The 14,490-nt window shown below is 66.5% G+C and carries 10 protein-coding genes; 6 read left to right on the forward strand and 4 right to left on the reverse strand.

Features of this window, described 5'->3' with window-relative positions:
• Positions 1–126: 126 nt before the first annotated feature.
• Entirely contained in the window at positions 127–1,140 is a 1,014-nt protein-coding gene (locus tag PQI66_RS14230; RefSeq protein ID WP_339999189.1) for an SPFH domain-containing protein, read from the reverse strand.
• A 156-nt stretch (positions 1,141–1,296) separates the two neighbouring features.
• Here PQI66_RS14230 and lysS point away from each other — a divergent pair, with 156 nt between their 5' ends.
• The 4 genes from lysS to PQI66_RS14250 all read left to right on the forward strand — a co-directional run bounded on the left by lysS (position 1,297) and on the right by PQI66_RS14250 (position 7,267).
• Positions 1,297–2,922, forward strand: a complete 1,626-nt coding sequence (lysS, locus tag PQI66_RS14235) for a lysine--tRNA ligase (protein ID WP_445228042.1) — start codon at positions 1,297–1,299, stop codon at positions 2,920–2,922.
• Positions 2,923–3,014: 92 nt separating this feature from the next.
• Positions 3,015–4,358 carry an MFS transporter gene (locus tag PQI66_RS14240; protein WP_339999190.1) on the forward strand — a complete coding sequence of 448 codons (1,344 nt, stop codon included), beginning with the start codon at positions 3,015–3,017 and terminating at the stop codon, positions 4,356–4,358.
• A gap of 255 nt (positions 4,359–4,613) precedes the next feature.
• The gene (locus PQI66_RS14245) at positions 4,614–6,023 is read left to right on the forward strand and encodes an acyl-CoA dehydrogenase family protein (protein ID WP_339999191.1); all 1,410 of its coding nucleotides are present in this window, start codon (positions 4,614–4,616) and stop codon (positions 6,021–6,023) included.
• A 35-nt stretch (positions 6,024–6,058) separates the two neighbouring features.
• Entirely contained in the window at positions 6,059–7,267 is a 1,209-nt protein-coding gene (locus PQI66_RS14250) for an acyl-CoA dehydrogenase family protein (protein WP_339999192.1), read from the forward strand.
• 305 nt (positions 7,268–7,572) lie between these two features.
• On the opposite strand, the gene PQI66_RS14255 is transcribed toward PQI66_RS14250, so the two are convergent.
• Positions 7,573–7,707, reverse strand: coding sequence for a hypothetical protein (locus PQI66_RS14255; protein ID WP_339999193.1), 135 nt, complete (start codon positions 7,705–7,707; stop codon positions 7,573–7,575).
• A 177-nt stretch (positions 7,708–7,884) separates the two neighbouring features.
• Entirely contained in the window at positions 7,885–9,654 is a 1,770-nt protein-coding gene (locus PQI66_RS14260; protein ID WP_339999194.1) for an AMP-binding protein, read from the reverse strand.
• A gap of 339 nt (positions 9,655–9,993) precedes the next feature.
• Here PQI66_RS14260 and PQI66_RS14265 point away from each other — a divergent pair, with 339 nt between their 5' ends.
• Positions 9,994–12,636 carry an ATP-dependent Clp protease ATP-binding subunit gene (locus PQI66_RS14265; protein ID WP_339999195.1) on the forward strand — a complete coding sequence of 881 codons (2,643 nt, stop codon included), beginning with the start codon at positions 9,994–9,996 and terminating at the stop codon, positions 12,634–12,636.
• A 63-nt stretch (positions 12,637–12,699) separates the two neighbouring features.
• On the opposite strand, the gene PQI66_RS14270 is transcribed toward PQI66_RS14265, so the two are convergent.
• Positions 12,700–13,698 (reverse strand): A/G-specific adenine glycosylase, encoded by a 999-nt coding sequence (locus tag PQI66_RS14270; protein WP_339999196.1) that lies wholly within the window; start codon positions 13,696–13,698, stop codon positions 12,700–12,702.
• A 60-nt stretch (positions 13,699–13,758) separates the two neighbouring features.
• Here PQI66_RS14270 and PQI66_RS14275 point away from each other — a divergent pair, with 60 nt between their 5' ends.
• The gene (locus PQI66_RS14275) at positions 13,759–14,445 is read left to right on the forward strand and encodes a carbonic anhydrase (RefSeq protein ID WP_339999197.1); all 687 of its coding nucleotides are present in this window, start codon (positions 13,759–13,761) and stop codon (positions 14,443–14,445) included.
• Positions 14,446–14,490: the final 45 nt, after the last annotated feature.

Here is a 14,490-nt window from a genome sequence, read left to right on the forward strand (position 1 = left end):
CGTCCCGCCTGGCGCAGCTGATCGCGCAGCATCACCTCGATCTGCGCGTTCACGCTACGCAGGTCGTCGTGCGCCCAGCGGGCGATCGCGTCGTAGACCGCCGGGTCGATGCGTAGGGGGACGTTCTTACGCGCCATGGAGACCACCGGTGTTGATCACCGGTTGGGTCGACGAGTCGGAGCACAGGACCACGAGCAGGTTCGACACCATCGACGCCCGCCGTTCCGGGTCCAGGTCGACGATGTCACGTTCCTCAAGCTGGTCGAGGGCGGTCTGCACCATCGACACCGCCCCGTCGACGATCTGCTCACGGGCGTCGACGACGGCCTGTGCCTGCTGGCGCTGCAGCATGGCTCCGGCGATCTCGGGGGCGTAGGACAGTGCGGAGATGCGGGCCTCGACGATCTCCAGGCCGGCGACGGCGACGCGGGCGGCGACTTCGTCGGCCAGCTCACGGGAGACCACGTCGGTGGAACCGGCGAGACTGGTGGCGGCGTCGCCGGACGTGCCGTCGGCGTTGATGCGCCCCGGCACCGAGTCGTACGGGTGGGACGTGGCGACGTGGCGTAGGGCGGACTCCGCCTGGGAGTGGATGAACTCGTCGACGTCCTCGACGGAGAAGGTGGCCTTGGCGGTGTCGGAGACCTGCCAGACGACGATGGCGCCGATCTTCACCGGGTTGCCGTTGAGGTCGTTCACCTTGATCTCGTTGGTCTCGAAGTTGCGGACCCGCACGCTCACCTTCTTCGAGGTCGCCAGCGGGGGCACGAGGGTGAGTCCGGTGGTGCGGTTGGTGCCGAGGTACCGTCCGAAGAACTGGACGACCTGCGTGTGGCCGGGGTTGATGACGCGCAGCATGCCGAGCACGACCGCGGACAGCAGGATGAGGACCACGCCCACGCCGATGAACGTACCTCCGGGGACCTCGCCGAGACTGCCGGACCCCATGCCCACGGCGGCCCAGACGATCAGCGCGACCGAGGCCAGGAAGACCACGCCGCCGCCGAGGAGTGCGGCGACGGCGAGGCCGGTGGAGCCCGACCAGGCGCGGTGTTCGCTGATGCTGACGTTCGTGCCGTCGTGTCCGACGGGTGTGCCCGCGACGGCTTCGGCGTCGGGGGCGTGGGACTCGGGTGTCATGGTGTCCTCTCCGGTTCCGGCGTCTCCGGAATCTGATATCACTTAACGATAAAGTGATATCACTTTGATGTCAAGAGTCGGTCGTGTCGGGAAGGTGGCGGTCTGCGGGCGACGGCGCGCCGGGGCGGACGGTGCCATGCAGTAAGCTGGTGCACCGTGACTGACGCGAAGAACTCCCCCCAGAACGCATCACAGGTCTCCCCGGAGGCGGACGGTGGTGACCTCCCCGAGCAGGTGAAGGTCCGTCGCGGCAAGCGCGACCGCCTCATCGCCGACGGTCGGGACCCGTACCCGGTGGAGGTCGCACGTACCCACGCTCTCAAGGACATCGCCGCGTCCTACGCTGTGCTGCCCAAGGACGAAGCAGCGGCGGTTGACCGTGCTGCGGGGGTCACCTACCTGGAGGCCGGTGCCGAGACGCAGGACGAGGTCGGCATCGCCGGGCGCGTGATCTTCGTACGCAACACCGGCAAGCTCGCCTTCGCCCGCATCCTGGACGGCGACGGCACCCAGCTGCAGGCGATGCTGTCGTTGGCGGAGGTGGGGGAGGACGCCCTGGCGTCGTGGAAGGCCGACGTCGACCTGGGCGACATCGTCTTCATCCATGGGCGGGTGGTCGCCTCGAAGCGCGGCGAACTCTCCGTGATGGCGGACTCCTGGTCGATGGCGTCGAAGTCGCTGCGTCCGCTGCCGGTCGCGCACAAGGAGCTCAGTGAGGACACCCGGATCCGGCACCGCTACACCGACCTGATCATGCGTGAGCAGGCCCGGACCAACGCGGTCACCCGCATCAAGGTCATGCGCGCGCTGCGTCACGCGCTGGAGCGTCGGGACTTCCTGGAGGTCGAGACCCCGATGCTGCAGACCCTGCACGGGGGTGCCGCGGCACGCCCCTTCGAGACGCACTCCAACGCCCTCGACATCGACCTCTACCTGCGCATCGCCCCGGAGCTCTACCTCAAGCGGTGTGTCGTCGGCGGCATCGACAAGGTCTTCGAGGTCAACCGGAACTTCCGCAACGAGGGTGTGGATTCGTCGCACTCCCCGGAGTTCGCCATGCTCGAGACCTACCAGGCCTACGGCACCTACGACACCGGTGCGACGCTGATCCGAGAGGTCGTCCAGGAGATCGCCGAGGAGGTCTTCGGTTCCACGACGGTGACCCTGGTGGACGGTACCGAGTACGACCTCGGCGGGGAGTGGAAGACCATGGAGATGTACCCCTCGCTCAACGAGGCGCTGAACCGCAAGTTCCCCGACCAGGACGTGCTCGACGAGGTCACCGTCGACACCTCAGTCGACGACCTCAAGGCCCTCGCCGCGGTTGTCGGGCTGCCGGTGCCGGAGAAGGGTGGCTGGGGTCACGGCAAGCTCGTCGAGGAGATCTGGGAGCACCTGTGCGAGGACCAGCTCTACGGGCCGGTCTTCGTCCGGGACTTCCCGGTGGAGACCTCCCCGTTGACCCGGCAGCACCGCAGTAAGCGTGGTGTGACGGAGAAGTGGGACCTCTACGTCCGGGGATTCGAGCTGGCCACCGGTTACTCGGAGCTGGTCGACCCGGTCGTCCAGCGCGAGAGGTTCGAGGACCAGGCGCGTCTGGCCGCCGGTGGTGACGACGAGGCCATGGTGCTCGACGAGGACTTCCTCGCGGCGATGGAACAGGGCATGCCCCCGACCTCCGGCAACGGCATGGGGATCGACCGCCTGCTGATGGCGTTGACAGGCCTGGGTATCCGCGAGACCGTGCTGTTCCCGATGGTGAAACCGGAACGGGACAGCTGAACACTCGACCGTCGGTGACGTGTGTCACAATAGTGAACGGCGGTCATCGGGCCTTCCGGTGACCGCTTTCGTGACTCACAACTGGAGAGACCGTGATCGAGAAACAGTCCACTGCGGGGGACCGCACGACCAACCGTCGCGTATTCATCGGCAGCCTCAGCGGCAGCGCCATCGAATGGTTCGACTTCTTCCTGTACGCGACCGCGGCGGCGATCATCTTCGACAAGCAGTTCTTCCCGTCGGACGACCCGCTCGTGTCGCAGATGCTGGCCTACCTGACGCTGTCCCTCACGTTCTTCATCCGTCCCCTGGGTGGCGTGATCTTCTCCCACATCGGTGACCGGATCGGGCGGAAGAAGACCCTGGTCATCACGCTCTCCCTCATGGGCGGGGCGACTGTGGCGATCGGCCTGCTGCCGACCTACGAACAGGTCGGGGTGCTCGCTCCGATCCTGCTGATCCTGTGCCGGATCATCCAGGGCATGGCCATCGGTGGCGAGTGGGGTGGCGCGCTCCTCCTGGCCTTCGAGTACGCACCGGAGAACCGCCGGGGATTCTTCGGCTCGGTCCCGCAGACCGGCATCACCATCGGCATGCTCATGTCGACCATCGCTTTCTCGCTGGTGACGATGCTCCCTGACGACCAGTTCGAGTCCTGGGGGTGGAGGCTGCCGTTCATCGCGAGCATCATCCTCGTCATTGTCGGTCTGTGGATCCGCAGTGGTCTCGCGGACACCCCGGCGTTCCGGGAGAACAAGGAGTCCGGCAACGTCTCGAAGCTCCCCATCAAGGACACCCTCCGGGACCACTGGCGGTCGGTCCTCGTCGCCACCGGCGCGAAAGTCGTCGAGACCGGGCCGTTCTACGTCTTCGCGACGTTCGTGGTGAGCTACGCCACCGGTGTCCTCGACTTTGAGCGTTCCACGGCGCTCAACGCCGTCAGTGCGGCGGCGTTCGTCAGCACCGTCATGATCCTGGTGATGGGCCGTCTCTCGGACAGGACGGGACGGCAGTCGATGTTCCTGGCGGGTACCGTCCTGATCGCCCTGTTCTCGGTGCCCTTCTTCCTGCTGCTCGACCTGCAGGTGAACTGGGCGCTGTTTGCTGCGGTCATCATCGGCCTCGGCATCGTCTGGCCGCCCGTCACCGCGACGTTGGGTACCTTCACCTCGGAGATCTTCAGTACCCGTGTCCGCTACACCGGTGTCACGCTGGGGTACCAGCTCGGTGCGGCGATCTTCGGCGGTACGGCCCCCCTCATCGCCACCTGGATGCTGGCCGAGTTCGATGACGCCTGGTGGCCCATCGCCAGCTACATGATCGCGTTGGCCGTGCTGTCGTTGGTCGCCGTCTCTCTCGCGGGGCCGGTCAGGAGGAGGGAGGCGGAACTGCTGCGACGCCGTGGCCTCGCCGACGCTGCGGAGACTGTCGGGTAGTTAGTGGAGTGTCCGCTCTACTAAGGGGGTGGTCGAAGGGGGGGATTGTCGAGACCAGCGGCAGCCTGACCTGCATTGAAGCGGGAAATATGTGCTCCAGGCGAACTTTTGCCGGATTTGTGACGCGGATCATGATTCGTGGTTATGATGTAATCATTATCTGTCCGACCCAACTCCATGACTGTCTAAGACTGTTCGTCTCTCCGGAAGATGCCGGGAAGACAACCGAGTACAGCGAAAGGTAGCTGCCTCACCATGAGTGACCGAAGCAAGCGGAACGACTCCACGCCGGGCCTCAACACCATCAAGCGGGACGCCATCGGTACCGCGATGCGTGTGCTGACCCGCTTCACCGGATCTGACCTGGCCACCAAGTACGGCCTGAGCGAAAAGGTCGACCGGGTCGCCTACGAGTCCACCAAGGGCGGAATGCGCACCCTCGGGGCCATCAACCGCCAGTTCAAGAAGACCAAGGGCTCCGGTAAGCCGGTACGCCTGGAGAACCAGGGTGGCGAAGGAGACGCAAACACCGAGCCCAAGAAGCCCGCGAAGGCGCTCTTCGACCTGACACCCACCGAAGACCAGGAGATGCTCGCGTCTGCCGTGCGGGAGTTCGCCGAGGAGCAGCTGCGTCCCGGCGCGCACGACGCCGATGAGGCTGCCGAGACTCCCAAGGAGATCCTCGACACGGCCGCTGAACTGGGTATCTCCCTGGTGAGCCTGCCGGAGGAGTACGAGGGCCTGGCCTCCGAGTCCGCCTCCACGACCTCCGCCCTCGTCGCCGAGGCCCTGGCTTTCGGCGACATGGGACAGGCCGTCGCCATCCTGGCCCCGGCCGGCGTGGCCACGACCATCACCAACTACGGTGACGACGCCCAGCAGAAGACCTACCTGCCGGAGTTCGCCGGCGAGTCGGTCCCGCAGGCCGCCGTGATCGTCAACGAGTCCCGTGCCCTGTTCGACCCCTTCGTCCTGCAGACCACCGCCAAGCGCGAGGGCGACAACATCGTGATCAACGGTGTGAAGACGCTGGTCCCCAACGCCGGTTCCTCCGAGCTGTTCGTTGTCGCCGTGGATCTCGACGGTGTGAACACCTTCGCGATCGTCGAGTCCTCGACGGAGGGTGTCGTCGTGGAGGCTGACCCCTCCATGGGTATCCGCGCCGCCGGCCTGGGCCGTGTCCTGCTCAAGGACGTCAAGGTCCCGGCATCCAACCTGCTGGGTGGTGTCGACCTCGACGCCGAGACCCGTGCCGAGGACTACGCCGAGATCATCCGTCGTTCCCGTCTGGGGTGGGCCGCACTCGCCGCCGGCACCTCCGAGGCCGTGCTCGAGTACGTCAAGCCCTACGTCAAGGAGCGCCAGGCGTTCGGCGAGCCGATCGCCCACCGCCAGTCCGTCGCCTTCATGGTCGCCAACATCCGCATCGAGCTCGACGGCCTGCGCATGATCGTGCTGCGCGGCGTCTCCCGTATCGACCAGGGGTTGTCCTTCAACCGTGAAGCCGGTCTCGCCCACCGCTTCGCCGCTGACCGTGGCATGCAGATCGGCCTCGACGGCGTCCAGCTGCTCGGCGGCCACGGCTACACCAAGGAGCACCCTGTCGAGAAGTGGTACCGCGACCTGCGTGCGATCGGCGTCGCCGAAGGCGTCGTGGTCCTGTAAGTCCCCGTCAGTAACAACATCGAAGGAGCACTGTAATGATCAACCTGGAACTCCCGAAGAAGCTGCGTGGGACCATCAACCAGGCCCACCAGGCCGCCGCAGAGATCTTCCGTCCCATCGCTCGTAAGTACGATCTCGCTGAGCACGAGCGGCCCATCGAGCTCGACACGATGTCCTCCCTGGTCGAGGGCATGAGCGACGGCGGCGGTAACGTCGGTGGCGCGTCCGGAGGCCGTAGCGACAGCAAGAAGCAGGCGGACGGGGTCCGCAACGGCGGAAACATGACCTCCCTGCTCAACGTCATCGAGACCTGCTGGGGCGACGTCGGACTGACCCTGTCGATCCCCTACCAGGGCCTCGGCAACTCCGCTATCGCCGCCGTTGCCACTGACGAGCAGCTCGAGCGCTTCGGCAAGGTGTGGGCGTCGATGGCCATCACCGAGCCGCAGTTCGGTTCCGACTCCGCCGCGGTCGCCACCACCGCCAAGCTCGACGGTGACGAGTACGTCCTCAACGGCGAGAAGATCTTCGTCACCGCCGGTGACCGTTGCACCCACGTCGTCGTGTGGGCCTCGGTGGACAAGTCGGCGGGACGTGCCGCCATCAAGTCCTTCGTCGTCCCGCGTGACACCCCGGGCTTCGAGCTCGCCCGCCTGGAGCACAAGCTCGGCATCCGTGCCTCCGACACCGCCCACTTCATTCTGGACAACGTGCGCGTCCCGAAGGAGAACCTGCTGGGTTCTCCCGAGGTCGACACGAAGAAGGGCTTCGGCGGCGTCATGGCGACCTTCGACAACACCCGTCCGCTGGTGGCAGGTATGGCCGTCGGTGTCGCCCGCGCCTCGCTGGAGAAGCTGCGCACGATCCTGACCAAGGCCGGTCTGGAGATCGACTACGACGCACCGAGCTGGAACCAGCCGGCCGCCGTTGCCGAGTACATCCGCCTCGAGTCCGACTGGGAGGCCGCCTACCTGATGACGTTGCGCGCCGCCTGGATGGCCGACAACAAGCAGCCGAACAACAAGGAAGCCTCCGAGTGCAAGGCGAAGGCCGGCCGCATGGCCACTGACCTGACCCTGCGCGCCGTCGAGCTTGCCGGTACCTACGGTTACTCCGAGCGCTCCCTGCTGGAGAAGTGGTCCCGCGACTCCAAGATCCTCGACATCTTCGAGGGCACCCAGCAGATTCAGCAGCTGGTCGTCGCACGCCGTGAGCTCGAGCTGACCTCAGCACAGCTGAAGTAGCAGGTCACGCCCGACAGAGCGGTCTCCGGTCACATCGACCGGAGGCCGCTCTTGTCGTCTCCGGCGGCCTCGGGAGCCCCGCCGATGCTGCAGGCATCCCCCGCTCGTCCCGAAAGCAGTACCGCCAGGCGACCGTAGGTAGTCAGCCTGGCGATGTGGTTGACGCTGGGGCACAATGCTCTGCCACCCGGGGATACGTCACTGTTCGCACCCTATAAGGAGTGCGGTGATCCACCACAGGTCCCACGGAGTACCGGGGAGTGACTCCCCGCGGCGCGTATTCACAACCTCATGCAGGGCTCCGGCTAGATCCTGAGTACCAGGGATATGACGACCAGCGCGATGACGGCCCCGCTAGGAATGGCGAGGATGGTGAGCGCGATGCCGGTGATGACGATCAGCACGCGCGGTGGGGGCTTCCGGTGATCTGGGGTCATCATGTACTCCGGCAGTCAGGCGGACGTTGTAGGTCGTGTGCCTCGCAGACTACCCGCCCAGGGGCCCGTCAGCTGCGTGAACGGTAGTCGGCCTGACAGAGGGGAGCGGCCCGCAGACTCTGTCTGCGGGCCGCTCCCGGTCGCTCCGGATGAGTGCGCGTTCAGCGCGTCGTCGCGGTGTTATGCTGCGTCGTCATCCATGCCGTTGTCGACGGCGGGCAATTCGCGGGGGACGATCTTTCCGACGGCGTTACGCGGGAGGACGTCCATGAACACGAAGTAGCGGGGGACGTTGTGCCGGGCAAGTTTCGCCTTGACAGCGGTTTTCGCCCGCTCGCCGAAGCCCTCCTCCTTGTCTTTGTCCTCGTCGTTGAGGACGACATAGGCGGCGAGAGCCTGGCCGAAGTCCGGGTCGGCGACGCCGTGGACAGCGACCTCGTACACTTCCGGCATGTCGGAGATGACGTCCTCCGCCTCCTGCGGGTAGACGTTCTCACCGCCGGAGACGATCATGTCGTCACTACGACCGGCCAGGTAGAACAATCCGTCCTCGTAGTAGCCGAGATCGCCGGTGGAGACCAGTCCGTTGAGGTTCTCCTTGTCGACACCGGGGCGGGTGTAGCCCTCGAACAGCAGGTCGTTGCCGACGAAGACCCGTCCGACGACGCCTTCGGGCACGTCGTTGCCGTCGTCGTCCACGATCTTCAGCACCGTTGCCATCGGGGGCTTTCCGGCGGTGGTCGGGTGTTCCTCGAGTTCCTGTGGCTGTGCGATCGACGCCCAGCTGATCTCGGTGGACCCGTAGAGGTTGTAGAGGACCTTGCCGAACTTCTCGTGTGTGTCCCGGATGACCCGCGGGGGCAGAGCCTCTCCGCAGGCGACGATGGACTTCACGCCGGGGTTGAAGTTCTCCGGGACAGCCTCGAGGAGGCGACGGAGCTGGGTGGGGACGATCGCGATGTTCGCCGGGCGGTTCGCTTCGATGAGCTTGACCGCCGCACGCGGTGAGAACTTCCGCTGCAGGATGAAGGTCGCGCGCAGTGCCAGACCCAGCTGAATCTGGCAGAAACCCCACAGGTGGAACATGGGCGCCGGGACGTAGTAGCCGCGGTGGTGCTTCAGGGGGATCCGCGACATGATGGAGGACGCGGGAAGGTACGTCTTCGGTTCCGGACGGCGGGCACCCTTCGGGGTGCCGGTGGTGCCGGAGGTCAGGATGATCGTGCGGCCCCGGCGGGGGCGCGCGGGGATCTTGGACTCCGCCGGCCCGGTGCGGAGGACTTCGGTGAGTGTCGGCCAGTCCGAGCTCCGGGTCGCATGGTCGTCGGACTTCTGCGCGTCGGCGACGTTGCTGGCGTACTCGATGTCGGCCGTCCGCGCCTTCTTCTCCTCCTCGGTGAGCGGGGCGGCGGCGGTGTCCTGGTCCTCTTCCCAGTTCACGATCACCGGGCAATCGTCGAATCCCTTGGGGAGCAGCGGGATGAACTCTTCGTCGATGAAGAGCAGGTCGATCTTCTGCTCCTTCATGACGGCGCGGGTCTGCTCGGCCGAGGCCCCGGTGTTGAACAGGACGATGTCGGTCCCCAGACGGCCGTGGGCGCACATGGTCATGATGAATCCGCGGTGGTTGCGGCTGAGCATGCCGATCTTGTCGCGTTCACGGACGCCCGTGCGGTAGAGGGCCTCGGCCAGTTTGTTCGTCTGGTCGTGGAGTTCGCCGTAGGTGATGGACCCGGCATCGTCGAGGATGGCGGTGTGGTACGGGTCCTGTGCTGCGCCGATGGCCAGCAGCCCGGCCGGGGTGAACGACCACTGGACGATCGCCTTCAGGGCCTTGCCCATGGCGACAGGACTCATCGCGCCGAAGACACCGGCTTTGACGAGGGGGATCGCTCCTTCGGCGAGTTGCGGAAGTTGTTTCAGCGTGACTGCGGGGTCGGAACCGCTCATGGTTCTCCTTCTTCTCGGGATGAGGCTGCGGTGTTGTCTGTGACAGACCGTTCAGGGGGCATGGCCGTGTAAGACAGGTTACAGATAAAAATGGTTCGTTTCCCCGGAACAGATGTCTCAGGTGCCTCCGGTTGCGAAAATGGCCTGTTCGCTGACGGCGTACAACCTCGCCTGCGGTCGGAAAAACATGCTTTGACATGGTGTTTAATAGGGGTTCAGGGGGGTGGGTCGTCCGGGAACAAGCCGTGTGACGCTGTCGTTGTACAGAGTGACTGAACGTGGAGGCGCTGAATCACTAAGGTGGTCCCCACATCCGGACCTTGAAGCGAGGGAGAGCAAATGTTCGAGAGGTTCACCGACCGTGCGCGACGGGTCGTCGTCCTGGCACAGGAAGAAGCCCGCGCGCTCAACCACAACTACATCGGCACCGAGCACATCCTGCTGGGGCTGATCCACGAGGGTGAGGGCGTCGCCGCCAAGGCTCTCGAGTCGATGGGGATTTCCCTGGAGGCCGTGCGCACCGAGGTCGAGGACATCATCGGCACCGGCGGGCATCCGCCGAGCGGGTACATCCCCTTTACCCCCCGGGCCAAGAAGGTCCTGGAACTCGCCCTGCGCGAGGCGCTGCAGCTGGGCCACAAGTACATCGGCACCGAGCACATCCTGCTGGGCCTGATCCGCGAGGGTGAGGGCGTGGCGGCGCAGGTGCTGGTCAAGCTCGGCGCCGACCTGTCACGGGTGCGTCAGCAGGTCATCCAGCTGCTCTCGGGCTACGAGGGCACCGAGCCGGAGGCGGCCCCGGACGAGCCGGCCACGGCGGGCGTCGGGCAGTCCTCCGACTCCAGCTCGGGCGGTAAGCCGGGCCAGAAGTCCAACTCCCTGGTCCTGGACCAGTTCGGACGCAACCTGACCCAGGCGGCCAAGGACGGCAAGCTGGATCCGGTCGTCGGCCGGGAGAAGGAAGTCGAGCGCATCATGCAGGTGCTCTCGCGGCGTACCAAGAACAACCCCGTCCTCATCGGTGAGCCCGGTGTGGGCAAGACCGCCGTCGTCGAGGGGCTGGCCCTGGACATCGTCAACGGCAAGGTTCCCGAGACGCTCAAGGACAAGCAGCTCTACTCGCTGGACCTGGGTTCGCTGGTCGCCGGTTCCCGGTACCGCGGTGATTTCGAGGAGCGTCTGAAGAAGGTGCTCAAGGAGATCAACCAGCGCGGCGACATCATCCTGTTCATCGACGAGATCCACACCCTGGTGGGTGCGGGTGCCGCCGAGGGCGCGATCGACGCGGCCAGCATCCTGAAGCCGAAGCTGGCCCGTGGTGAGCTGCAGACCATCGGTGCGACCACGCTGGACGAGTACCGCAAGCACATCGAGAAGGACGCGGCCCTGGAGCGTCGTTTCCAGCCGGTGCAGGTGCCGGAGCCCAGCGCCGAGATGACGATCGAGATCCTCAAGGGGCTCCGCGACCGTTACGAGGCACACCACCGGGTCTCCATCACCGACGGTGCCCTCGCCGCGGCGGCCCGTCTGTCGGACCGGTACATCAACGACCGGTTCCTGCCGGACAAGGCCGTCGACCTCATCGACGAGGCCGGTGCGCGGATGCGTATCAAGCGGATGACTGCGCCGAAGGCGATCCAGGACGTCGACGACAAGATCGCCGAGGTCCGTCGGGCCAAGGAAGCGGCCATCGACGACCAGGACTTCGAGAAGGCAGCCTCCCTGCGCGACGACGAGCGCAAGCTCACCGACGAGCGTGCGGAGAAGGAGAAGCAGTGGCGCGCCGGCGAGCTCGACGACGTCGCCGAGGTCGGCGAGGAGCAGATCGCCGAGGTCCTGGGGACCTGGACCGGCATCCCGGTCGTCCGGCTCACGGAGGAGGAGTCCACCCGACTGCTGCACATGGAGGATGAGCTGCACAAGCGGATCATCGGCCAGGAGGACGCGGTCAAGGCGGTCTCGCGGGCGATTCGGCGTACCCGTGCGGGTCTGAAGGATCCCAAGCGTCCGAGCGGGTCGTTCATCTTCGCCGGTCCGTCGGGTGTCGGCAAGACCGAGCTGTCGAAGGCACTGGCGGAGTTCCTGTTCGGTGACGACGACTCACTGATCCAGATCGACATGGGCGAGTTCCACGACAAGTTCACCGCCTCGCGTCTGTTCGGTGCACCTCCCGGATACGTCGGCTACGACGAGGGCGGCCAGCTCACCGAGAAGGTGCGGCGTAAGCCGTTCTCCGTGGTCCTGTTCGACGAGATCGAGAAGGCCCACTCGGAGATCTACAACACCTTGTTGCAGGTCCTCGAGGACGGCCGTCTGACCGACGGTCAGGGTCGCGTCGTCGACTTTAAGAACACGGTCCTGATCTTCACCTCCAACCTGGGTACCAGGGACATCTCCAAGGCTGTCGGCATGGGCTTCTCCGGCTCCGGCGAGACCGACGAGAGCGCCCAGTACGACCGGATGAAGACGAAGGTCAACGACGAGCTGAAGAAGCACTTCCGGCCGGAGTTCCTCAACCGTATCGACGACATCGTGGTCTTCCACCAGCTCACCCGGGAGCAGATCGTCCAGATGGTCGACCTGCTCACCGGCCGGGTGCGCAAGGCACTCTCGGAGAAGGACATGGGGCTGGAACTGACCGAGGAGGCCAAGAGCCTGCTCGCGGTCCGTGGCTTCGACCCGGTACTCGGTGCCCGTCCGCTGCGCAGGACGATTCAGCGTGAGATCGAGGACCACCTGTCGGAGAAGATCCTCTTCGGCGAGATGGGTGCCGGCGAGATCGTCACCGTCGACGTCGAGAACTGGGACGGCACCGGCAATGGTGAAGGAGCGAAGTTCGTCTTCGGGTCCCGCCCGAAGCCCCTGCCCGAGATCGCCGCAGAGCCGGCGGAGGAGGCGCAGGAGGACGTCATCGACGCGGCGACGGACGAGGACCAGCTGCCGGAGACGCAGGACGTCTCCGCCGGCGAGCACCGCGACTAGCCCGTCCCGGCCGGCGGCGCCGGTCGGAACAGACAGACACAGGACGCCGGTCCCGACGGTCCGTTACCGAGGTAGTCGGTAGCGGGCGCCGGGGCCGGCGTCCGTCCGTGTCACGAGCCCGTCGGCGACGAGGGACTCCAGTGCGCGGGACCGCTGGGCAGCGTCCTCACTCGTGTCAGCGAAGTCCGCGACGGTGGCCTCCGTGGTCTCCGCGGCCCGCAGGATCGCCATGATCCGGCCACGGACCTGGCGGTCGGTACCCTCGAACTTCTGGACCCGCTTCTTCGCCGCCGCAGAGTCTGCGGCGCTGGGGGCCGGTCGCCCCAGGGCGATCCACCGGCACCTGTCCGACACCGGGCAGTCGTCGCACTGCGGGGACCGGGCCGTGCACACCGTCGCCCCCAGTTCCATCAGCGAGGAACACATGCCCAGCGCCTCGCTGTGCGCCTCCGGGCGGTGCCGGGAGTTCCGGTACCCCCGCCGGGTCAGCGCCGGATCCTCGTCCACCCAGGGCATCAGGTCGGCGACGTCGGCGAGATCGCCGGCCTTCGCCGGGCCCTGCAGGAACTCGCCGCGGGCCAGCCGACGGTGAACACGGCGGACATTGGTGTCGACCACCGGGACAGCGCGGCCGAAGGCGAAGGCGGCGACGGCGCGGGCGGTGTAGTCACCGATGCCGGGCAGGGCCAGCAGCTCGGGCACCGTGGACGGCACGGTCCCGTCGTGGTCGTGGACGATCGCCCGTGCACACTCGCGCAGGCGCAGTGCCCGGCGGGGGTAGCCCAGGTTCGCCCAGGCGCGGAGGATCTCGTCGGTGGGGGCCTCAGCCAGGTGCGCCGGGGTCGGCCAGCGGTCCAGCCAGGCCGTCCACAGCGGGACGACCCGGGCCACGGGCGTCTGCTGGGACATGATCTCACTGAGCAGGACGGCCCACGGTGTGGTCCCGGGGCGCCGCCACGGGAGGTCCCGGGCATGGCGGTCGTACCAGAGGTTCAGCACCGACCCCAGTGTGGTCGGTCCGTCGGCTCCGGCTGGCGTCTCCTGCGTCCTCACGGTGTTCACTGCACCCTACTGTGCCGCACGGACGGGCGCCCGGCCAAAGGCGGTGGCAGAATAGTCCGCATGACTTCAGACGACACGACACCGTCCCGCGACACCGACGACGCCGTCGGCCCCCTCACCCCGCAGCAGGCCGTCGAACTGCTGATGACCGGCAACCGCCGGTTCATGGACGAGGACTCCGCGCACCCGAACCAGGACCGGGGGCGGCGTGAACTGCTCACCGGGGGGCAGCGGCCCAACGCCGTGGTGCTGGCGTGCTCCGACTCACGGGTTCCGGTGGAGATCGTCTTCGACCAAGGGCTCGGCGACATCTTCGTGATCCGTACGGCCGGCGAGATCACGGACCTGTCGGTGCTGGCGTCGCTGGAGTTCGCGGTCGTGTCCCTGGGCGTGCCGTTGGTCGTGGTCCTCGGCCACGAGAGCTGCGGGGCGATCGCCGCGGCACAGACGGCGTTGGCGACCGGCAGCATGCCGCCGGGCTTCCAGCGTGTGCTGGTGGAGAAGGTGACCCCCTCACTGCTGGCGGCCAGGTCACAGGGCGCGGACACCGGTGAGGACTTCGAGAAGCACCATGTCGTGGAGATCGCCAACCACATCGTGGACCGTTCTCCGGGGATTCTCGAGCGGCTGCGTGACGGGCAGTGCGGGGTGGTCGGTATGCGGTACCGCCTGTCCGACGGTCTTGCGGAGCCTGTCGCCAGCTACGGCGTGGATATCGAGGGGGTCCCGGCGACTCCGGTGCCCTGAGCGCGGGGTTGACACCCACGCCCCGGGGTGTCATGACGTCACCGT

The organism is Corynebacterium sp. USCH3 (genome assembly GCF_037619475.1).
Taxonomy (GTDB): domain Bacteria; phylum Actinomycetota; class Actinomycetes; order Mycobacteriales; family Mycobacteriaceae; genus Corynebacterium.

Excerpts from the sequence above, each read along its gene's own strand:
- PQI66_RS14255 (WP_339999193.1), bottom strand. The coding sequence starts at position 7,707 with ATGATGACCCCAGATCACCGGAAGCCCCCACCGCGCGTGCTGATCGTC.
- PQI66_RS14265 (WP_339999195.1), top strand. The coding sequence starts at position 9,994 with ATGTTCGAGAGGTTCACCGACCGTGCGCGACGGGTCGTCGTCCTGGCA.
- PQI66_RS14260 (WP_339999194.1), bottom strand. The coding sequence starts at position 9,654 with ATGAGCGGTTCCGACCCCGCAGTCACGCTGAAACAACTTCCGCAACTC.
- PQI66_RS14250 (WP_339999192.1), top strand. The coding sequence starts at position 6,059 with ATGATCAACCTGGAACTCCCGAAGAAGCTGCGTGGGACCATCAACCAG.
- PQI66_RS14245 (WP_339999191.1), top strand. The coding sequence starts at position 4,614 with ATGAGTGACCGAAGCAAGCGGAACGACTCCACGCCGGGCCTCAACACC.
- PQI66_RS14230 (WP_339999189.1), bottom strand. The coding sequence starts at position 1,140 with ATGACACCCGAGTCCCACGCCCCCGACGCCGAAGCCGTCGCGGGCACA.
- PQI66_RS14275 (WP_339999197.1), top strand. The coding sequence starts at position 13,759 with ATGACTTCAGACGACACGACACCGTCCCGCGACACCGACGACGCCGTC.